The following is a 20583-nucleotide window of genomic DNA, read 5'->3' on the forward strand; positions in this document are numbered from 1 at the left end:
AATTCATAACACTAGGCGTACATTAAAACACGTCTAAAATACTATTAATTAACAATCTTCAGTGCTTTGGCCAAGGCTTTCTTTAGTCGCAATACATGCTTCTTTCATTTTCTCAGCTGTCTCTTCTTTCATTTCGTCAGTGCTTTCTTTAGCGTCGCCGTACATGTCTTCAGCTTTGTCTTTGGCATCGTCATATGCTTCGGTCGCTTCGCCTTTAAGATTATTTACGCCGTCTGTTGCGTCATTGAGCATATCTGTTGATTCTTCTTGAGCATCAGCAGCCATTTCCATAGCATCCTGTTTAACGTCTTCAGCAGACTCTTCTTGAGGCTCAGAGCAAGCAGCTAGAACAATGGTTGATGCAAATAAAGCGATCAATAGTTTGTTTTTTGATAACATTATGGTTATTCCTTTTAGTTTTTGGAGAGCCGAAGATAGCGTTATTCAAGCAATAAAGCCAATTATTGTTTTAAATTTATACCTGAGTATGACCAAAACGCTTGTTTTAATTCGCTAAATGAATTTATGTTAAATTAGCAATACCCATTTCATTAGCAAATGGCTGGGCATTAATAGTGCGCAGATGATACTCACAACTGCTAATAACTATATCGAAACTATTTCTTGCAAATGCTGTCTCGCTAGCACGCCCGATGCCGCGATTGGCACCTGCAATAAACGCAGTTTTTTCATCATGTTCTCACTAAACTGTCGTCTATAATCCTTTTTTGTATCACTTTGACACGCATAAATAACAGCACTGCTGCCACACTTAAACCCGTAATAAAGCCAATCCAAAATCCCGCGGCTGCCATTCTAGGCACTAACATATCGGTTAATCCTAGCATCACACCTACGGGAAAACCTACCAGCCAGTAGGAAATAAAACTAATAATCAGCATTGCTTTTGTGTCTTTATATCCACGCAGCGCATTCGCTGAAACGACTTGAATAGCGTCTGAAAACTGAAACAAAGCAGCCAAAATAAGCAAGCTGGCCGCTGCTGTAATTACCGCCTTTTCACCACTATAAATACTGGCGATTTGATCATTAAACAGCAGTATAGTGGAGGCGGTAAACACCACCATGCTCACGGCCAATAGCATAGCCGCCCAATAGGCTTTTTTAGTGTGGTTGTGTCGACCTTCACCAATTAAAAAACCAATCCGAATAGCCAGTGCCAAGCCAATACTTAACGGCAACATGAATATTAATGAAGACACATTAAGGGCTATCTGGTGAGCCGCCACAGTAAGGGCACCTAAAGGTGCTAGCATTACGGCAACCACCGCAAATAGCGCAACTTCAAACAATAGGGTAAAGGCAATAGGTAAACCTAAGCGCAACATATAATCTATGTCAGGCTTTGAAATGGGTAAAAAGCGCTCATACAGCTTGTATTTTTTTAGCTTTGTGGCGTAAAAAGTGTATGCAAATGTGGCCAGCGCCATGGTGTAAAATACCAGCATCGTCGCTAAGCCGCAGCCTGCGCCGCCCATTTCAGGCATACCAAATAAGCCATTGATAAAAATATAGTTAACCGGAATATTCACTAGTAAACCGGTGGCCATTATCATCATGGTCGGCACCGTTATAGACAAACCTTCGCAGTAATTGCGTAAGGTTTGATAAATGCCAAAGGCAGGCGCCGACAGCAAGACGTAAAATAAATAATCACCTGTTTTTTGTGCGAGTTCCGGCGTCATATCAATTGCCCCTACGGCACCTGGAATAGCCAACAGCAGCAGCAGTACAAATACCGACATCCCCAACGATATATACAGCATTTGCTGCACAGCGTTGGCCACGTCAGCCGTGTTTTTAGCGCCGTCGTAGCGAGAAATAATAGGCGAAAGCCCCAAGGTTATTCCCTGCATAAAAATGAGCACCGGCAAACTCATGCCAAAGCCAATGGCCACAGCCGCCATGTCGACTGAATTATAGCGCCCCGCCATTATGGTGTCAGACACGCCCATGAGAGTTTGCGTAACTTGGGCGATGAGTAAAGGCCAAGCCAAGGAGGCAAGGACTTTAAACTCTTTGAAAAAGCTATTATCTATAACTGCTGTGGTCATAGTGCGGAGGCTGGCGGTAAGTGGCTTGCTATTTTTGTTGAATCGGTTTTCATTGACTCGGTTAATGCAACGTTCATTATGAGCATTTCTTGTTCACTTAAATGTCTGTATTGCCCCACACTGAGGCCTTTTAAATCTATGTGCATAATGCGTTTCCTGACTAAATTGCTTACGCTGTAATTCAAATACTCGCACATTCTACGAATTTGACGATTTAAACCCTGCTTTAATACAATTTCAAAGCTATGCTTGCCTATCTGCTTGAGCTCACATGGCAATGTAACGGTATCGAGTATAGGTACACCTTTTCCCATCAGCTCAATAAATGCAGGCGTAATGGGCCTATCTACGGTAACGCGATATAGCTTTTCATGGGCATTTTCAGCGCGCAAAATCTTGTTGACGATGTCACCGTCGTTGGTCAATAAAATTAATCCTTCTGAAGGTTTGTCAAGGCGACCAATGGGGAAGATACGCTGTTTGTAGCCAATCGCATCTATAATGTTGCCGCTTATTTTGCGCTCAGTCGTACAGGTAATGCCAACTGGTTTATGGTAAGCAAGATACACGCGGTCACTTTTATTTGTGGCTACAGGTGAAATAAGTTGGCCGTTTATAGTGACCTTATCGCCCTCACCTATTTTTGTGCCCAGCTCTGGTTGTGCGCCATTTACGCGAACTTGCTTGGTTTGTATTAAGGCGTCTGCTGCTCGGCGAGAGCAAAAGCCAGTGTCACTAATATATTTATTGAGTCTTTTCACGATATTCTTTGTGCTGGAATGGTATATAGCGTGCTTATTTTTTCAATAAGGCTTTCATACCATCGGTTAATCCTTCTAAGGTTAAAGGATACATTTTATCTTTCAAGAGTTCTTTCATTATTTGAATAGACGCATAATAAAGCCAGTATTGTTTAGGCTGAGGGTTTAACCAAATTGCGTACTCAAAGTGATTCATTAGACGCTGCATCCATACGCTGCCGGCCTCTTCATTCCAGAATTCTACACTACCACCTGGGTAAGTAATTTCATATGGTCCCATAGTCGCATCGCCTATAATAATAACCTTATAGTCTTTAGGATATTTATGAATAATGCTGTAAACATCGCTTACCACATCACCTCGACGCTTGTTATCCTTCCAAACACTGTCATAAATGCAGTTGTGAAAGTAAAAAAATTCAATGTGTTTAAACTCAGCATGCGCCGCAGAAAACAATTCTTCACACTGCTGTATATGGGGATCCATAGAGCCGCCCACATCAAAAAATAAAAGAAGTTTAATAGCATTGTGCCGCTGGGGCGCCATTTTAATGTCTAAGTAACCTGCATTTCGCGCCGTTGAACTTATGGTATTGCTAACATCAAGTTCGTCACTTGCCCCGGTGCGCGCAAACTTGCGCAGCCGCCTAAGTGCAACTTTAATATTGCGTGTGCCAATTTCCACGTCGTTAGACAAATTCTTATACGTGCGTTTGTCCCATACTTTTACCGCTGAATTATTACGATTTTTCTTTTGTCCAATGCGAACGCCCTCAGGGTTGAACCCGTTTGCCCCAAACGGTGATGTACCGCCTGTGCCTATCCATTTATTACCGCCTTCATGGCGTTTTTCTTGCTCATTAAGCCGCTCTTGCAAGGTTTCCATTAGTTTATCTAGTCCACCTAGGGCTTCCACCTTCTTTTTTTCTTCGTCACTTAAAAACTTTTCTAATGCGTTTTTGAGCCAGTCGTCGGGTATTTCCTTATCGAGCAGGTCAATCGTCTGAACGCCTTTGAAATATTCACCAAAGGCTTGATCAAACTTATCAAATTGACTTTCATCCTTGATGAGTACGGTACGACTGAGCAAGTAAAAGTCGTCCATATCGCCGCGCACAAGATCAGCTTTTAATACCGCCATTAAATCTAAAAACTCAGTAATACTGGTCTTTATTTTGTGCTTTCGTAGCGTGAAGAAAAACTCGATTAACATTATCGACGTGCCATAAACATGAGTTTTTCGAACAGGTGGATGTCTTGCTCATTTTTTAGTAAAGCGCCATATAGAGGCGGCAGTGCATTTTTTGCGTCTTTGTCGTGCAGAACGCTAGCGGGGATATCGTCGGCCACCAATAGCTTTAACCAGTCAATTAGCTCTGACGTTGATGGACGCTTTTTCAAACCGCCAACTTCTCTAATTTGAAAGAAGGAAGTAAGTGCTTGATCAAGCAAATCTTTTTTAATATTTGGAAAATGGACATTTACAATTTGGCGCATCTGTTGCGCGTCAGGAAACTCGATATAGTGAAAAAAACATCGACGAAGAAAAGCATCGGGCAATTCTTTTTCATTGTTAGACGTAATAATAACAATGGGACGTTGCCTTGCCACAATGCGCTCTTGGGTTTCATACACAAAGAACTCCATTTTATCGAGCTCTAAGAGCAAGTCATTTGGGAACTCTATGTCGGCTTTATCAATCTCATCGATTAATAAGATAGGTCGCTGGCTAGCGGTGAATGCCTGCCAAAGCTTTCCTTTAACAATATAATTGCTAATGTTTTTAACTTTTTCATCGCCAAGCTGTGAATCTCGCAAACGAGAAACGGCGTCATACTCATAGAGTCCCTGCTGCGCTTTGGTTGTCGACTTGATATGCCACTGCAGCAAGTTAGCATCAAGGGCGAGCGCTAACTGCTCAGCCAACATGGTTTTACCCGTGCCGGGTTCGCCTTTAATAAGTAAGGGCTTTTCTAATGTGATAGCCGCATTGACCGCTAACTGGAGTTGTTCGCTGGCGATGTAGTCGCTAGTACCTGTAAAACCCATAATATTCCCATTTAGTTTGTGTAAATTAACGCATATTTTGCAAGTGATACGCAGCTTACTAATCATAAAAGTAAGGGCATGATGATAAAAAAACAGCAGTTACTGATAAGATATAGCAAAATAACTGCTTGGATTATGTAATTAAGCATAATCCTAATACTATGCGAAGTTTACGTGGTTTACATAGTAATTGGCACTAAAGATTATTAATAAACCCTAGTAAAAACAAGTGATATATATAGTTAATATAAGGGATAAACATCTATGTATGTATTAAAATGGGTAAGTATGGCCTGCTAGGAAGTGACAGAAATTTTGTGACAGCCTCACAAGAGGTGCACAGCGCAGTCCCCTAGCAATTGCCAGAGGACTTACAGAACGTTTACCCATCATTTGCGCTGCCTATCACGGTTCTTTATTCGCCTTCTACTTACCAATCGCTATCCCTTCTCGCCTGGGATCAGCGCCGCCTAATAGTTTGCCATTTTCTATTTGTATACCGTGAAGTCCACTGTTCAAATCAACCACTCTTACAGTGTGCCCTAAGGCTTCTAAAGGCGCCTTTAGCTGGGATATGTTCGTTCCTTTTTCAAGTGAGGTGAAATCGTTTCGGTTTGTTATGCGCGCCACATCAATCGATTCTTGAATATCTAAATTAAAGTCGAGCACGTTTATGATGGTTTGAGCAACATAATTTATAATACGGCTGCCCCCTGGTGAACCCACTATCAAATTTAGTTCACCGTCGTTTGTGAAGACCATAGTTGGACTCATAGCACTTCTTGGACGCTTGCCCGGCGCCGCGGCATTAAGCACAACTACACCATCTTTAATAGGGTTAATCGCAAAATCGGTCAGCTGATTGTTCAGTAAAAAACCGTCTACCATTATACCCGACCCAAACATAAATTCGATACTCGAGGTCATAGACACAGCGTTGCCTTGTTTATCAACAATGGCAATATGACTGGTACTGTCTAGCTCAAAGGCGTCGTCACTTGCGTAGCTTAAATCCCCATAAGGCCTGCCTGATGAAGCCTCGGTGTAGCCCACATCAGTGCCTAAAGTGGCCGCTCTATTGCGCAAATAATCAGCATCTACCAGTGGCGCTGCATCTATTCCCATAAAGCTTAAATCGGCCACGTAGTCTGCACGGTCAGCAAACGCTAGTGCGCTAGCTTGCGCAAAAAGATGTGCAAATTCTAGGCTCTCTGGGGCGTAATCCGACAAAGTAAAGCCTTCTAATAGCTTAAGAATTTGCATCATGGTAACGCCACCGGAACTAGGCGGTGCCATGCTGCATACCTCATATACTCGGTAGCTGCTGCACATTGGCTGGCGCTGTATTGCCGTATATTGCGCTAAGTCAGCCGCGCTCAATTTACCTGGATTAATAGACACCTCATTTACCGCATTAACGATGTTGCGAGCTATTTCTCCAGTATAAAATGCATCAGTGCCTTGCTGTGCAATTTTCGTCAACGTAGAGGCTAATTTTTTGTTTTTTCTTAGCTCCCCTTCAGCTAAAGGTTTGCCATTGGGTTTAAAATAAGCTTGTGCCTGTGCAAACTCGTTTAAGCCGGGATGTAAATCAAGTTCAATTAATGTGGCTAAACGAGGCGATACTTTAAAGCCGGTGTTTGATAAATTTATGCTGTCATCAAATAACTGTGACCATGGTAATGTCCCAAATTGGGCGTGCGCATCTTCTAAAGCTTTTAATATACCCGGCACACCAACCGCTTTGCCGCCTACCACAGCATCGCGCCATTTCATTGGCTCGCCATTTTCTATGAACACGTCTGGTGTAATTTTTTGCGGCGCGACTTCACGGCCGTCAAAGGTATAAAGCTGTTTAGCGGTGTTGTCCCAGTAGAGTATAAAGCCACCTCCGCCGATGCCTGAAGACTGCGGTTCAACCAAGGTAAGCATGGCCTGTATGGCTATTGCTGCATCTATTGCGCTGCCGCCTTGTTCGATTATTCGCTTACCTGCGTTTGCCGCATGCGGGTTTGCAGCGGCCACCATAAACTGCTCACCTACCGCAAGATTTTTTGCCATGACACCTGTCGCGGCCTCCGGCTCTCGGTCTTCCAATACAACTTGTGGGCTTTGAGCACAGCCAACTGCAGCAGTAATAAAGGCCAATAAGATACACGAACGTAGCGTAAAACGACCGCCCTGAGATATTTTTTTAAGAGGATTTATCATAGTGTAAATTTCATTTCCTATTTAAATTTGTCGTAGTTAACCGCACGTTTTTCGACAAAGGCAGTAAAGGCCTCGTTAGCGGCTTCGCTTTGCATCGCTTCTACAAATATTTTAAGTTCATCGTCGATGTGTTTCGCCACACAGGCTTCATCCTGCCTTAACAAGGCTTTGGTTTGCTGCAGGGCTAAGGCCGGCTTTTTGGCTAGCGCTTCTGCAATATCCACCACTGCCGCGTGCAAATCGACACTGTGAATAGAGGTAACGAAACCACATTCTTTTGCCTGCTTAGCATCAAATGGATTACCTAACATAAGCAGTTGAGCGGCCTTTAAATGCCCTGCTACTCTAGGCAAAATATAGCTAGAGGCATATTCGGGCACCAAGCCTAAATTAATAAAGGGCATGGCGAAGCGCGTTTTTTCATGACAAAGCACAAAATCGCAGTGTAGCAGCATGGTCGAGCCTATACCTATGGCTAAGCCTTCTACTTGAGCCACAACCGGTAATGGACATTTTAATAGCGCCTGCATGAAATGGTAAGTTTCGTTTATTTCACCCGCGCCTTCTTTTACTGCGCGCAAAAACTCTGGTACGTCATTGCCCGCGGTAAAACATCCTCCGGCTCCTTTAATGACGATTACGCGCGCACCGGCCAACGGGGCGTTTTCAATAGCCGTTGCCATAACGCTGTACATTTTAGGCACTAGCGCATTTTTCTTGTGTGCACGATCCATTACAATGGTGAGGATATTGTTTTCTAGCAATTCATGTATCATTAGGTGAGTCTCATTTATTAGAGTGAGGCGTTTAATACATTAAGTGTACTCAAGCATGTACTCTTTTTAAAGACAAAATACTAAATATGCAAAACTAGACTTCAGCAGAATTATAAAACACTGTTGCTTATGTTGCCTTGAGCCTAGTTCGTTTATTGTCAAATTGCTTTCATAAGGAACACTGCGTTTGTTTGCAAACCTTCACCGCACACACAATATTCCCTACCTGTTAGCGTTTCTTACTAGCACCCTCTTATACTTGTGGTACGGTTTTGTAAGCGACGTGAGTGTGAGCGATTCAGCCTTATCATTTCATCGAGAGCAAGCTCGAAGCGGCAGCTGGTGGCAATGGATAAGCGCGCACTTTATGCATACCAACTTTTTCCATTATGCACTCAATATGATTGGGCTTGCTCTACTGTGGATACTGCACGCTGAATACGCTAGTGTGAAGTCGTTTGGTATCAATTTTTTGGTACTGGCGCTCGGTATTTCGCTAGGCATATATTATTTTTCGCCTACCCTAACATGGTATGTCGGTATGTCGGGGGTGCTACATGGCATCTTCGCATGGGGGATTGTTATTGATCTTTATCGCAAACGTAAAAGCGGCTATCTGCTATTAATAGGCTTGGTGATTAAATTAGTCAACGAGCGGTTTTTTGCATCATCTACTTTTATGGCAGAGCTTATTGAAGCCGGCGTGGCAATAGATGCACACCTTTATGGTGCTGTCGTTGGCTTAGGTCTTGGTGTTATTAATGTTATTTACGACAGGCATCAACGTGCTCAGAATTGTTCTAAGGTGAAGTAAACATGATTAATAAGAACAAATTTATACTGCTTGTTTCACCTGAATTACACTTAGCAGCCAACGGCGTTTAAAAAGAAAAAGCAGCTATAAAACTGCTTTTTACCTTAACTTATAAATGCGTTTCAAATAACTTATAAATGCGTCTGTATTCGTCTAGCCAGGAGCTAGGTTGCACAAAGCCATGCGGCTCTACAGGATAAATCGCAGTTTCAAAGTCTTCTTTTTCAAGCTCTATTAAACGCTGCACTAGTCTCACTACATCAAGGAAAAACACGTTATCGTCAACCATTGGTGCGTTCATCAGTAAAGGCTTGGTAAGACCTTCTGCAAAATAAATAGGCGAGCTTCGTTCATAAGCAATTGGATCGATGTCGGGCGTATTGAGTATGTTTGCGGTATAGGGCGTGTTGTAGTGCGCCCAGTCCGACACGGGTCTTAATGCTGCCCCGGCTTGGAATAAATCAGGCTCAGTAAACAGTGCCATAAAAGTCAAAAAGCCGCCGTAAGAACCGCCATAGGTGCCTATTCTTTGTTCGTCAACATTTGCATTTTCCACAAGCCACTTTACGCCGTCTTTTAAATCTTGTACTTCAGGCGTGCCCATTTGGCGGTAAATGGCCGTGCGCCAGTCTCGGCCATAGCCAGCAGAGGCTCTAAAATCCATGTCTAATACTACGTAACCTTCAGATACCAAGAGGCTATGAAACATAAATTCTCTGAAATACCCTGACCAGCCTAAGTGCGCATTTTGCAAATAACCTGCGCCGTGATTAAACACCACCGCGCGCCGCTTATTGGTATCAGTTGTTTGCGCTGGGGTGTAAACGCGTGAATAAACCGGCTGCTTTGTATGGCTTGAGGGTATTGCCACAATCGCCGGCACGGCCCAATCAATAGATAAAAACGCATCACTTACAGTATTAGTCAGCCTTTGTGGGGTGCTAGGCGTTTGCGTTGACATAACATACAGCTCGGGCGGCATCGCTAATGTTGAATGCGTGAGTAATAATCGATCTTCTGTTGGGCTTAACACAAAGTCGGTCATACCGTTTAAGTCGGTGAGCGCTTGAGGCTCGCCGCCGCTTGCCGCTACTCTATACACTTCATAAATACCGGGATGTTTCTTATTCGCCTTATAATAAAAGAAATCATCGTTTTGTGTTAGCACCACGTTGTCTACCACAAAGCGGCCTTGTGTAAGCGCGTTCAGGCTGCCGTTTAGGGCTTTAGTATACAGCTGAGAATAACCGCTTTGCTCGCTTAATAAATACAGTGTGTTGGCCTCATCAAACCAACCAAATTGATTAAAGCGATAGTTTACCCATGCTTTATCATGCATTCTGTGTTGTGTGGTAAAGATAGGTTCGTTGACGTCTACGCTCACTATCCAACGGTCTTTATTGTCCCAAGCTTCCAGCATTAACGCCACGTGCTGGCTAGAATCGTGCCATTTGACAGGCATTTCAGTGGCATACCAATCAAACAAAAGACCAATATCGCGAGGCAGTCTGTTGTTAGTGTAGGTTTCGCCTTTAGCTTCTGCATTTTCTCTTTTTACATCGGCTAATACATCTTCGTTATAGCCAGGTAAGCTTACGTAGCTTAGTTCTTTTTGTGTGTTGTTTTGAATGTCTAAAAAGAAAATGGAATGAGACTCTGGCTTAGCATCGGCCACTCGTTGGCGCACCGACTGCGCTTTAATGCGGCCGTCTTCTTCAATGTAGTCGGGCATAATGTCAGTGTCACTGCGCGTGGGTGTGCTAATTCGGGTTACGACAATGGCGTATTTGCCATCAGGGGATAAGCTAGCCAGTACGTTGCTGTGATCTTCATCAAAATAAAAGGTGCTCGACATGACGCTTTGATTTTCTCTTGCTAGACGGTCTTGTTGCGCGCGCATGTCTTGTCTGTTCTTACGCTGCACCTGCACATAGTTAATCAGCTTTTGCTGTTCTTGTGCAATATAGTCCTTAGCCGGTTTCACCGCAGGCTCGTTTTCTTCAAATTTCCATTCAAATACCTGCTGGCTTAGGCCTGAATTTATATCAAGCGCGTGAAAACCGTTACCCTTTTGAAAAGAAACCCCACTGCCTTCAAAATAAGCTAGATTATGGGCAGTATCTGAGTCTTTTGTGAGCTGCATAACGTTGCTTTGTCCGCGTTTTTGCGCAAACACGTTTCCTTCAAATATCCAGGCAATAAAATCATGGTCATTATCGTCTATAATTTCATCGTATTCGTGGCTATGTAACTCGCCAATACTGACTTGCTCACCATTGGCGAGGCCTTCATTTGTTTCAAACAAATCTTGTATTACAGAGCCTTCGCGCTTGCGGTAATAAAGCAAGCTGTCTCCGGTTGGTGAAAAGTAAGCCGCTTGAGGCTGACGACCTAGCCAGTCTGGATCTGCCATTATTTGTTCCATGGTAAGCTGGGCATTAACAGAACTAGCCGACGCTAAGCCAGCGTTACCCACTGGCGCTTGATTAACTGTGGCGGTCGCAAAAGGTGTGTTTATGCTATTGCTTTTTTGAGTACTGGTAGCACTGTTAGTTGCGCTGCAGCCTAACACCATGCTGGCACATAAAAAAATGGAGGCACTTTGAAATTTTTTTATCATATTCTCTGTCTTATTATGTAGTTGAGAAAAAGGTTATTTTAATCTAGGTAATCGGTAACTTGGGTGATTTTTTACATTATTAATACAGCAATGCACGTTAAATTGGTCAAGACTCTTTAACAGTAATGCTATGTTGCCTAGCAGCCCGACGAAAATCAAACGCCTTAAGATCTTATAATCACGTAAACAACATTTATATTAACGCACTACTGACGACATAGTAAATTTTGATTTGCGTTTATATAACGCTAATGTTGTGTAATAGCCCGATATGCTTATTTACTCCAACAGGAGTACTATGATCTAAACGCTGTAGCAAGCGTTTTAATAGCATCTCGTTGCCCCTAACATTTACTATGAGAACTATTATGAGAACTACTATGAAAAAATTATTAATTGCCGGTCTTATATTTGCTTCTGCCGCGGTCTCTGCATCGGACTGCCCTGATATGCTAAAGCATATAAAACGTAAGTTAAACTCACAAGACACGGTGAATATGTGTGAAGCCTACGCGGGCAAAGCCGTACTGTTTGTTAACACGGCAAGCCAATGTGGTTTTACCCCTCAGTTTGCAGACCTTGAAACCTTATATTCGACTTTCAAAGATGACGGTTTAGTGGTGCTTGGGTTTCCATCCAATGACTTTAATCAAGAACATGTTGACGAAGGCAAGGTAGCCGAGGTTTGTCAACTTACCTATGGGGTCAATTTCCCCATGTTTGAGCTTACGTCGGTACGCGGTAAAAATGTAGATCCGCTTTTCGCTAAGTTAGCCCAAGAAGCGGGTGGTAAAGCGCCATCATGGAACTTTAACAAGTACTTAATGAATAAAGACGGTTCGGTAGTGACTCACTACGGCAGCAGAGTAAAGCCATTAGACAGTGACTTTTTAGAAGACGTGGCCAGCGCGTTAAAAAGTGGTGAATAAATAAAGCGATACCCTTATCCTGTGTTTGAATGTAAAAAAGCCCGCAGTGTGCGGGCTTTTCTTATTACAGCTTGATATTGTGTAAACTAGTCTTGTTGTGCTTCATCTTGCTTCTTTTTGGGTGTGAAAATAAGCATCGCCCACATAAAGAAAAAGGGCGCAAAGAATAATACAAACAGCGTCGTTGCCGTTATACCGCCCAGTACACCAATAGATATCGCATTTTGCGCGCCTGAACCAGGACCCGCCGCAAACGCCAGCGGCAGAACGCCTAAAATAAAGGTCAACGAAGTCATCAAAATAGGACGAAGCCTTTGTTTTGCGGCCAACACAGATGCTTCATATGCATCCATACCCTCTTCAAACCTTGTTTTTGCAAATTCAATGATCAAAATTGCATTTTTGGCCGCTAGCGCTATGGTCATTAGCAAACCTACCTGAAAATATACATCGTTGGCTTGGCCTGCCCACCATGTGGCTAATACAGCGCCGAATATGCCTAGCGGTACTGTTAACATAATGGCTAAAGGCACGGTCCAGCTTTCATACAGCGCAGCGAGTACTAAAAATACCGCAATAACACTAATTAAATATACTATCCAAGCTTGTCCTCCCGACTGTTTTTCTTCATATGACAGTCCTGTCCACTGCAAACCAATACCGTCGGGTAAGTTTTTCGCCAGTGCAGCGACTTCATTAAGCGCTTCACCAGAGCTCACACCTTGAATGGCTTGGCCCTGAATTTCAAGCGATGAATTGCCATCGAAGCGGGTCAGTTGTGGGGCACCAAATGTCCATCCACCCGAACCAAACTGTGAAAGTGAGACCATATCGCCAGACGCGCTGCGTACGTACCATCTGTCTATATCACTTGGCAGCATTCGGTATTGAGCGTCGGCCTGCGTGTATACCCGCTTTATGCGTCCTTCTTCCAAAAAGTCGTTAATATATGCGCCGCCTAACGCAGTGCTCAAAGTTTGGTTAATAGTAGCAATAGGTACTCCCATTGCACGCGCCTTGCTTGAATCAATATCGATATTGTATTGTGGACTAGGCGCTAAACCATTAAAGCGCACCGCCGTTAATAAGCTGCTTTGATTTGCTTGACTCAAAAACTGCTGCATAGCATCGTTTAATGCCGCTTGTCCTAAGCCGCCTAAGTCAACCAACTGCATTTCAAAACCACTTGAGTTACCCAAACCAGACACCGCAGGCGGCACAATAGGAATAATCGTAGCGTCTTTCACCGAAGCTAATTCAGCACCCGCTTGCCTGCTAATTTTAAACACACTTTGACTTTCGCCGCGCTGCTCCCAGTCTGCCATTTTAATAAACGCGATACCTACGTTTTGACTGCTGCCGGCAAAGCTGAAGCCAGCGGCGGTAAATATTCCTTCAACGGCGCCGTTGGTTTGATCAAGGTAAAAGTCCTCAACCAGCTTATTTTTTTCAACCGTTTGCTGCAAAGTAGAGCTTACTGGTCCGCTCACCAGTGTAAACATACTGCCTTGGTCTTCATCAGGCAAAAATGACGTTGGGATACGTATAAACAGCACTGCAGCGACCGCTATCATCGCAAAGAATATGACTGGCAAAATAAAGCGATTTGCCAACAGCTTTTCTAATAGGCTCGCATGTGCTGCTTTTAATTTTTTAAAAGCGCGGTTAAACAGACCAAAGAAACCTGAATCCTTCTCTGTTTTCCCTTGTTTGAGCACAGTGGCGCACAGCGCGGGCGACAAACTCAACGCAAGGAAAAGAGAGATCCCCATTGCCACTGAAATAGTCACCGCGAACTGGCGATAAATTACGCCCGTTGAACCTTCAAAAAACATAATGGGAATAAACACAGCCCATACCACCACAGTTGTGCCTATAAGCGCGCCTGAAATCTCTTTCATGGCTTTTACAGAAGCCTCTTTTGGGGATAAATCGTCATCCGCTTCCAATTTATTCTCAATGTTCTCGGTCACCACAATAGCGTCATCTACCAGCATACCAATGGCCAAAACCAGTGCAAATAGCGTTAACACATTAATGGAATAACCAAAAACAAATAAAAATGCAAAAGTGCCAAGCATTACTACCGGAATGGCTACCGCAGGAATTAAGGTTGCTCTAGAAGTTTGTAAGAATATGTATATTACTGCTATGACCAGCAACATCGCAATAAAGAGGGTTTTCACCACGTCAAGAATAGAGGCTTTAACAAAAGGCGACACATCGACCGGATAAGCAACTTGCAATTGATCGGGGATAATATCATCAAAATCTTTGATTCTTTGTTTGAGCGCCGCAATGGTTTCAAGCGCATTGGCATTTGGCGCAAGTTCAATGGCGATCCCCGCGGCTGGCTGTCGATTATAGCGGCCAATGACACTGTAGCTTTCTGATCCAATCTCAATGCGGGCAACATCACCTAAGGTCGAGTGAGAACCATCTTGGTTCACCTTCAGTAAAATACCTTCGAATTCTGCCACCGTTTCAAATAAAGATTGAGCGGTTATAGTAGCGTTTAATTGCTGCCCTTCAACGCTCGGCGTGCCGCCTATTTGGCCCGTGGCAAGCTGCACGTTTTGATCCCTTACTGCGTTAATAACGTCTTGCGTAGTCACGTTGAAATCGTACATCGACTGAGGGTTTAGCCAAATGCGCATAGCATGCTCTGGACCAAATGTTCTTATTTGCCCTACTCCGTCAACGCGGCTAAGCGGTTCTTCCAAATTAGATGCCAAAAAATCTGATATTTCATTTCGTCCCAATGAATTATCTGTGGCGGAAAAGCTCACAATTAGGGCGTAGCTTGACCCGGCTTTTGACACCGCAACTCCCTGACGCTGGACCACCTGCGGCAAGGACGATTCGGCTTGGGACACCTTGTTCTGTGTTTGCACTTGCGCGATATTTGCGTCGGTGCCTGGCTCAAAGGTGAGCACAATATTAGCGCGTCCAGACGAGGAGCTGTTGGATTGAATATAGCGTAAATTATCAATGCCAGTTAAGTTTTGTTCGATAACTTGCGTCACTGTATTTTCGAGTGTTTTTGCCGATGCACCAGGGTACGTGGCGGTAATTGATATTTTAGGGGAAGCAATATTAGGATATTGTTCAACCGGTAACGACGTTATTGCAAGCACGCCTAAACCCATCATAACAAGCGCAATAACCCATGCAAAAATAGGGCGAGAAATAAAGAAACTTGAAATCATTACTTAAGCCCCTTCTTTATTTTTTGTTAATGCTTGACTATCATCTTTTTGTCTAGAATTTGCCTTTGATACATTATCATTTGATATGTTAGATCGCTTCTCCTTGAGGCTTACCGGCGTTACTTTTGCCCCAGGCTTTAGCGTCATAGTACCCTCTACCACAACCACGTCACCGTTTGACAATCCGCTTTGTATAACCCAGTTATTTTCATGCGTTGTACTGGTGAACACTTCGCGCTTTTGCACACTGTTATCTTGATTAACTATCCATACCCATTTTGAACCGTCGTTTTGGAAGCTGACCGCCTTTTGCGGCACTACTATGGCTTTTTGGCTGCCCGCATCATCAATTGTTGCGCGCACAAACATGCCCGGCAACAAGGCCGCATTAGGATTAGGAAACACCGAGCGTAATCGTATAGTGCCGGTGTTTTCATCTACCGCGACATCAGCAGCGTACATAATGCCTTTATATGGGTAGCTTGTGCCTGTGTCGTTTAATATAATACTGACGTCAAACTGCGCGTCTGGCTTGGTTGCCCGAATGGTCATTAAGCGTTCGTGCAAATATAGTGCGTCGGAGGCAGATTGTGATAAGTCAACATAAATAGGATCAAGCTGCCTAATGGTGGCGAGTGCCGCAGTTTGTTGCGCGGTAACCAGCGCGCCTATGGTTACGGTAGATGGCCCAATATAGCCAGAAATAGGCGCATACACCTTGGTATAATTAAGATTTATTTTGGCGATCTGAAGCGAAGCTTGCGCCAGCGCAACTTTAGCCTGCGCTTGGGCTACATCGGCTTTGGCGTTTTCATACTCTTGCTCGCTTATTGCGTTGGTTTCAATTAAACTTTCGTAACGGGTTTGCAATGCTTCAGAAATTTTTAATTCTGCCTCTGCATTTTGCAAGCCTGCCTTAGCACTTTGATAATCGGCTTCATACAGCGCTGGGTCTATCTGGTAAAGCTGTTTTCCGTGTTCAACCCGACTCCCTTGCTCGTATGTACGTGATTGAATAATACCGCCGACTTGAGGGCGAATTTCAGCCTTTTTAAACGCGGTAACTCGTCCCATCAGTTCGCTGGTCATCGATATTTGGTGGGCCTTAATTGTGACAACGTTAACCTCTTTAGGTGGCCGCTCTTGTTCGCTTTGGCTTTGTTGATCTGAAGACGCTAATTTAGTTTGTTGGGTATTGTCTGTGCAGCTAATTACAAACAACAAGCTTAAGCACATTATTACGATTGAATATCTCATCTTCACCTTTCTTTGTCGCGATGGTTTAGTGTGAGGGTTGCCTGTTTTTCATAATGGCTGTGTTAGTAGCAACGTTTATGCGACAAACAACCTAGCAGACCCGCTGACAAGCTCTAAATTATGTCTATAGTAGGTAAAGTTGTGCAAAGCCTATGCCAAATGCAGCAAATCCTCGCGAGGCATATATGAATGGCCTTAGGCGAAAAATGGGCACTGTTACACGAAGGCTATTAGTGAATAAATGGGAAAGGTTTATGGATAACTCTGTAAAATATACAAACTTGATAAGCTGCAATGAATACGCTTCAATAATACCGTGATTGATAAAAATAATGCTTAGCTCGCTAATAATCAGTAAGATGAGCCTACACTTATCAAGACGTATTTATCCATGGCCAATAAAGTCCTTATATTTACCAAACGTGTTTTGCCTTTATCAAATACTTTTGTGGCTGCTCAAGGCAATAATTTACCCAGTTTTGAGCCTGTCTATATTGGATTAAGAAACAGCCAAGCGGGTATTAGTTTAATTGAAGGTCGCGCTACCTGCGTACAAGAAGAGCATGAAAACATGCCGCTTGTTTCTAAGCTCCTGCTTGATGGCTTTGGCCACGTAAGGCCGGGGTGGAAAAACGCACTTGGCAATTTGTCAGCGTCACTTATTCATGCCCACTTTGGTAAAGGCGGTTACTATTGCGCACCAATAGCAAAAAGTTTAAATTTGCCATTACTGACGACCTTTCATGGCTCGGATATTACGCAAAAAGACAAGTTTTCCTATAATAAAAAACATCGAAAGATTGCATATGAACAATCTTCAAAAATAATCGCAGTGTCTTCTTTTATCGAACAAAAGTTATTAGCGGGGGGCTGTCCTCCCGATAAGATTATCCAGCATTATACAGGCATCGACACTGACTACTTTTCACCCAGCGGTGAAAGAAATGCCGTACCCACTATTTTATTTGTGGGTAGATTGATAGAACAAAAAGGCTGTCAGTATTTAATTGAAGCCTTTGCTACTGTTCAAAAAAAGCTGCCCGAAGCTAAGCTCATCATCGCCGGTAACGGTAACTACAAAGACACACTGCAAGGCATGGCAAATGGCAATAAAGATATCAGCTTTGTGGGTGCACAAAACAGAGCCCAAGTAAAAGCGTTGATGTCTAAGGCTTGGCTAACCTGCGTACCCAGCGTGAGAATGAGGCGGGGCAATGAAGAGGGAATGGCAACCGTATGCATGGAGTCTCAAGCGGTGGGAACCCCTGTCGTTGCGTTTAACACAGGCGGCGTAGGGGAAGGCGCTGAACATGGCGAGACAGGACTTTTATCGCCAGAACGCGATGTTGAGCCATTGGCCGAAAACTTGCTTGTGCTTTTAATGTCAGACACTTTAAGAGAACGTTTTTGTGAGGCGGGGGTTGGCCGCGCGCGCAGCTTATTCAACATAAAAACGCAGTGTCAGACATTAGAAAAGATATATCGCCAGCTATGCTAAGGTGATAATGTGCTCGCTTGTATAGGTCAACAGAATGGTTTACTTTGCGTAACACTCGCGAGGTGATAATAAATATGCAGTTTCCCGCAGTTTCCCAAATTATCAGCAGTAAATTTATAAGCATAGACCTAGGCTAAAAACCCCCGAGAAGAAGAAAAATTACCTACGATTCAATTGTGCAAATTACATACGGATATTAATAATGAAATTAGATAAAAACAGTACTAAGGTAGCGGTAATAGGCCTAGGCTATGTCGGTTTGCCCTTGGCGGTTGAGTTTGGAAAGCATTTTACCACCATCGGTTTTGATACTAATAAAAAACGTGTAAAGGAACTTTCCGACGGTGTTGATGCTACCGAAGAGCTTGAGAAAGAAGATATATTACGGTCTAAGAAGCTAAGCATTAGTGCCAATGTAGATGATTTAAAAGCCTGTGATATATACATTATTACCGTGCCAACCCCTATCGACATTAACAAGCAGCCAGACCTGTCTCCCCTTATAAAAGCAAGTGAAATGCTCGCGCCTTTCCTAAGTGCTAATAATGTTGTTATTTATGAGTCAACTGTTTATCCCGGCGTGACTGAAGATGTGTGCGTACCCATTTTAGAACGTGTTAGTGGTTTGGTATTTAACCAAGATTTCTTTGCAGGCTACTCTCCCGAACGTATTAACCCAGGCGATAAAGTAAGACGTCTTACTACTATAATGAAAGTCACATCAGGCTCAACGCCAGAAGTAGCCGACATGGTAGACGACTTTTATCAGACTATTATTACTGCAGGCACCCACAAGGCGCCTTCTATAAAGGTGGCAGAAGCGTCAAAGGTGATAGAGAACGTGCAGCGCGATGTAAACATAGCGCTGATAAACGAATTGCACCAAGTGTTTAATAAATTAGGTATTAACACCAAAGATGTCATAGAAGCAGCAGCTACTAAATGGAACTTTATGAAGTTAATGCCCGGCATGGTAGGCGGTCATTGTATCAGTGTTGACCCGTACTATTTATTACACAAATCGGAAAACGCCGGCTTTATTCCTGACCTCATGAGAACCGCAAGAGAAATAAACAACGGCATGCCCAATTACTTCGCTAACGACTTCTTGCGCGAGCTAATTTTACGTAAAATAAATCCGTCAGAGTGTAAAATTCTATTAATGGGCTTCTCGTTCAAAGAAAACTGCCCTGATATTCGTAATACGAAAGTGTTTGAGCTTTATGTCGTGCTAAAAAACATGGGCTTAGATATTGAAATATATGACCCGTGGGTCGACACTAAGGAAGTCTTAGGCGAATATAATGTAGAGGTATTGACCGAACTAAGCCCTAATCAGATCTTTGATGTTGGTTTTCTAGCGGTCGGCCACGATTGCATTTTAGAAGACTTAAAGGGGCAATCCCTCCAGTTTTCTAAAGATTTTATATACGACTTTAAGCATATTTCAAGTAGCTAAAAGAAGACGACGTTTACTCTTGCATGCGGCGAATTTTGCTGCGTGCCTTTGACACGGTCGTGCCTTCTTGGTAGCGACCTTTTTTCACATGGCGAATTTGAAATACACCATCGATTTCTAAAGGCAGGCCTTCTGAGTTTACCAGCCATTTAAACGCCGTGTCTTCAAAGGTTTTACGCCACCTGTCTGACTCGGTTTGAAACATAGGTAGTTTATCGCAATAGCCAATAGCTCTAGCGACATCGCCGTGCACGATCTGAAAAGCCCCTTTCGCCTTGTCGCGCGCGTACAGCGAAAAATTTTCAGTTTCAATATCGACGACTTGAGGCTCACTTTCTGGGTTTAACATAGGGTCAGAATCACTCAGCATTTCGGTAGTGCGCTCTTGGCGAGGATAATACAAAGTCTCTTGCCTACCTTGGAGTGCTTGCGCGAGTGAATCAAGGCAATTTTTATGAAAAATAATGTCACAGTCAGTAAACCACAGCCAGTCAGCTTTGGTAGATTGAGCTACCATATTACGGCCAATACCACGGCGAAACAATTTACCTTTGCTCAGTGCCTGAAAGTTCCAAGTAACATTAGCCACTTTAATCTGTTCAAAGTAGTCAACTGTCGCTTTGGTTTTAGCATCTTCAATAGCATAAAAAACGGTCATGGTAAGTGACAGCTTAGTAGGAGAATTATTTACGATAGAACTTAGCTGATACGTGAGCATATTGCCGTAGTTCCAGCAGTGACTCACAATTTCTAGCGTTAAATGCCCTGTTTTTGCGTGGCGCTTGTTTAAGGGCGGCAGGGCCTCTCTAAACCATGCTCTAGGCAAAAAAGGTTTTGTAATAAAGCGGAAAACCTGAATAGCAAAACGATTGTATTTTGAAACAGGATAAGTTTTCGTTATTTTCATTGAACTTCGTAAAGTAAT

Annotated in this window: 15 protein-coding genes; 4 read left to right on the plus strand and 11 right to left on the minus strand. The window is 43.4% G+C overall.

All coding sequences use genetic code 11. The annotated features are described in order from the left end of the window. Positions 1-48: 48 nt before the first annotated feature. The 7 genes from BAE46_RS01485 to BAE46_RS01515 form a co-directional block, all read right to left on the minus strand. Entirely contained in the window at positions 49-399 is a 351-nt protein-coding gene (locus BAE46_RS01485) for a hypothetical protein (protein WP_070111599.1), read from the minus strand. Between the two features lie 293 nt (positions 400-692). Continuing rightward, positions 693-2075 carry an MATE family efflux transporter gene (locus tag BAE46_RS01490; protein ID WP_070111600.1) on the minus strand — a complete coding sequence of 461 codons (1383 nt, stop codon included), beginning with the start codon at positions 2073-2075 and terminating at the stop codon, positions 693-695. After that, positions 2072-2839 carry a pseudouridine synthase gene (locus BAE46_RS01495; protein ID WP_040520314.1) on the minus strand — a complete coding sequence of 256 codons (768 nt, stop codon included), beginning with the start codon at positions 2837-2839 and terminating at the stop codon, positions 2072-2074. Before BAE46_RS01495 ends, BAE46_RS01490 begins: the two co-directional genes overlap by 4 nt. Before the next feature lie 31 nt (positions 2840-2870). Next, on the minus strand, positions 2871-4049 hold the full coding sequence (locus tag BAE46_RS01500) for a vWA domain-containing protein (RefSeq protein WP_006003936.1): 1179 nt from the start codon (positions 4047-4049) through the stop codon (positions 2871-2873). Then, entirely contained in the window at positions 4049-4885 is an 837-nt protein-coding gene (locus BAE46_RS01505; RefSeq protein ID WP_006003939.1) for an AAA family ATPase, read from the minus strand. Before BAE46_RS01505 ends, BAE46_RS01500 begins: the two co-directional genes overlap by 1 nt. Before the next feature lie 426 nt (positions 4886-5311). After that, a complete protein-coding gene (gene ggt, locus BAE46_RS01510) occupies positions 5312-7096 on the minus strand; it encodes a gamma-glutamyltransferase (protein ID WP_070111601.1) in 1785 nt (594 codons plus the stop codon). Positions 7097-7113: 17 nt separating this feature from the next. Then, the gene (locus BAE46_RS01515) at positions 7114-7872 is read right to left on the minus strand and encodes an enoyl-CoA hydratase-related protein (protein ID WP_070111602.1); all 759 of its coding nucleotides are present in this window, start codon (positions 7870-7872) and stop codon (positions 7114-7116) included. Between the two features lie 187 nt (positions 7873-8059). On the opposite strand from BAE46_RS01515, the gene rrtA reads away from it, so the two are divergent. Continuing rightward, complete coding sequence (rrtA, locus tag BAE46_RS01520) at positions 8060-8686, plus strand: rhombosortase (RefSeq protein ID WP_006003945.1); 627 nt, start codon at positions 8060-8062, stop codon at positions 8684-8686. A 109-nt stretch (positions 8687-8795) separates the two neighbouring features. Here rrtA and BAE46_RS01525 read toward each other — a convergent pair whose 3' ends face one another. Continuing rightward, the gene (locus BAE46_RS01525) at positions 8796-11306 is read right to left on the minus strand and encodes a S9 family peptidase (protein WP_006003947.1); all 2511 of its coding nucleotides are present in this window, start codon (positions 11304-11306) and stop codon (positions 8796-8798) included. Positions 11307-11686: 380 nt separating this feature from the next. Between BAE46_RS01525 and BAE46_RS01530 the strand changes: the two genes are divergently transcribed. Further along, a complete protein-coding gene (locus tag BAE46_RS01530) occupies positions 11687-12235 on the plus strand; it encodes a glutathione peroxidase (protein ID WP_070111603.1) in 549 nt (182 codons plus the stop codon). An 86-nt stretch (positions 12236-12321) separates the two neighbouring features. Here BAE46_RS01530 and BAE46_RS01535 read toward each other — a convergent pair whose 3' ends face one another. After that, the gene (locus tag BAE46_RS01535; protein ID WP_070111604.1) at positions 12322-15444 is read right to left on the minus strand and encodes an efflux RND transporter permease subunit; all 3123 of its coding nucleotides are present in this window, start codon (positions 15442-15444) and stop codon (positions 12322-12324) included. A 3-nt stretch (positions 15445-15447) separates the two neighbouring features. Continuing rightward, complete coding sequence (locus BAE46_RS01540) at positions 15448-16701, minus strand: efflux RND transporter periplasmic adaptor subunit (protein ID WP_070111605.1); 1254 nt, start codon at positions 16699-16701, stop codon at positions 15448-15450. Between the two features lie 391 nt (positions 16702-17092). Between BAE46_RS01540 and BAE46_RS01545 the strand changes: the two genes are divergently transcribed. Together BAE46_RS01545 and BAE46_RS01550 are read left to right on the plus strand one after the other, a co-directional pair. Further along, complete coding sequence (locus tag BAE46_RS01545) at positions 17093-18199, plus strand: glycosyltransferase (protein WP_070111606.1); 1107 nt, start codon at positions 17093-17095, stop codon at positions 18197-18199. 202 nt (positions 18200-18401) lie between these two features. Next, positions 18402-19658, plus strand: coding sequence for a nucleotide sugar dehydrogenase (locus tag BAE46_RS01550; protein WP_006003959.1), 1257 nt, complete (start codon positions 18402-18404; stop codon positions 19656-19658). A gap of 13 nt (positions 19659-19671) precedes the next feature. On the opposite strand, the gene BAE46_RS01555 is transcribed toward BAE46_RS01550, so the two are convergent. Beyond that, on the minus strand, positions 19672-20565 hold the full coding sequence (locus BAE46_RS01555) for a glycosyltransferase family A protein (RefSeq protein ID WP_070111607.1): 894 nt from the start codon (positions 20563-20565) through the stop codon (positions 19672-19674). Between the last annotated feature and the right edge of the window lie 18 nt (positions 20566-20583).

The sequence above is a fragment of the Glaciecola punicea genome, assembly GCF_001756615.1.
Taxonomy (GTDB): domain Bacteria; phylum Pseudomonadota; class Gammaproteobacteria; order Enterobacterales; family Alteromonadaceae; genus Glaciecola; species Glaciecola punicea.

What these genes read in the sequence shown, in the direction of transcription:
- BAE46_RS01485 (WP_070111599.1), bottom strand. Translation starts at nt 399, where the DNA reads ATGTTATCAAAAAACAAACTATTGATCGCTTTATTTGCATCAACCATT.
- BAE46_RS01490 (WP_070111600.1), bottom strand. Translation starts at nt 2,075, where the DNA reads ATGACCACAGCAGTTATAGATAATAGCTTTTTCAAAGAGTTTAAAGTC.
- BAE46_RS01500 (WP_006003936.1), bottom strand. Translation starts at nt 4,049, where the DNA reads ATGTTAATCGAGTTTTTCTTCACGCTACGAAAGCACAAAATAAAGACC.
- BAE46_RS01505 (WP_006003939.1), bottom strand. Translation starts at nt 4,885, where the DNA reads ATGGGTTTTACAGGTACTAGCGACTACATCGCCAGCGAACAACTCCAG.
- ggt (WP_070111601.1), bottom strand. Translation starts at nt 7,096, where the DNA reads ATGATAAATCCTCTTAAAAAAATATCTCAGGGCGGTCGTTTTACGCTA.
- BAE46_RS01515 (WP_070111602.1), bottom strand. Translation starts at nt 7,872, where the DNA reads ATGATACATGAATTGCTAGAAAACAATATCCTCACCATTGTAATGGAT.
- BAE46_RS01525 (WP_006003947.1), bottom strand. Translation starts at nt 11,306, where the DNA reads ATGATAAAAAAATTTCAAAGTGCCTCCATTTTTTTATGTGCCAGCATG.
- BAE46_RS01530 (WP_070111603.1), top strand. Translation starts at nt 11,687, where the DNA reads ATGAAAAAATTATTAATTGCCGGTCTTATATTTGCTTCTGCCGCGGTC.
- BAE46_RS01535 (WP_070111604.1), bottom strand. Translation starts at nt 15,444, where the DNA reads ATGATTTCAAGTTTCTTTATTTCTCGCCCTATTTTTGCATGGGTTATT.
- BAE46_RS01540 (WP_070111605.1), bottom strand. Translation starts at nt 16,701, where the DNA reads ATGAGATATTCAATCGTAATAATGTGCTTAAGCTTGTTGTTTGTAATT.
- BAE46_RS01545 (WP_070111606.1), top strand. Translation starts at nt 17,093, where the DNA reads ATGGCCAATAAAGTCCTTATATTTACCAAACGTGTTTTGCCTTTATCA.
- BAE46_RS01550 (WP_006003959.1), top strand. Translation starts at nt 18,402, where the DNA reads ATGAAATTAGATAAAAACAGTACTAAGGTAGCGGTAATAGGCCTAGGC.
- BAE46_RS01555 (WP_070111607.1), bottom strand. Translation starts at nt 20,565, where the DNA reads ATGAAAATAACGAAAACTTATCCTGTTTCAAAATACAATCGTTTTGCT.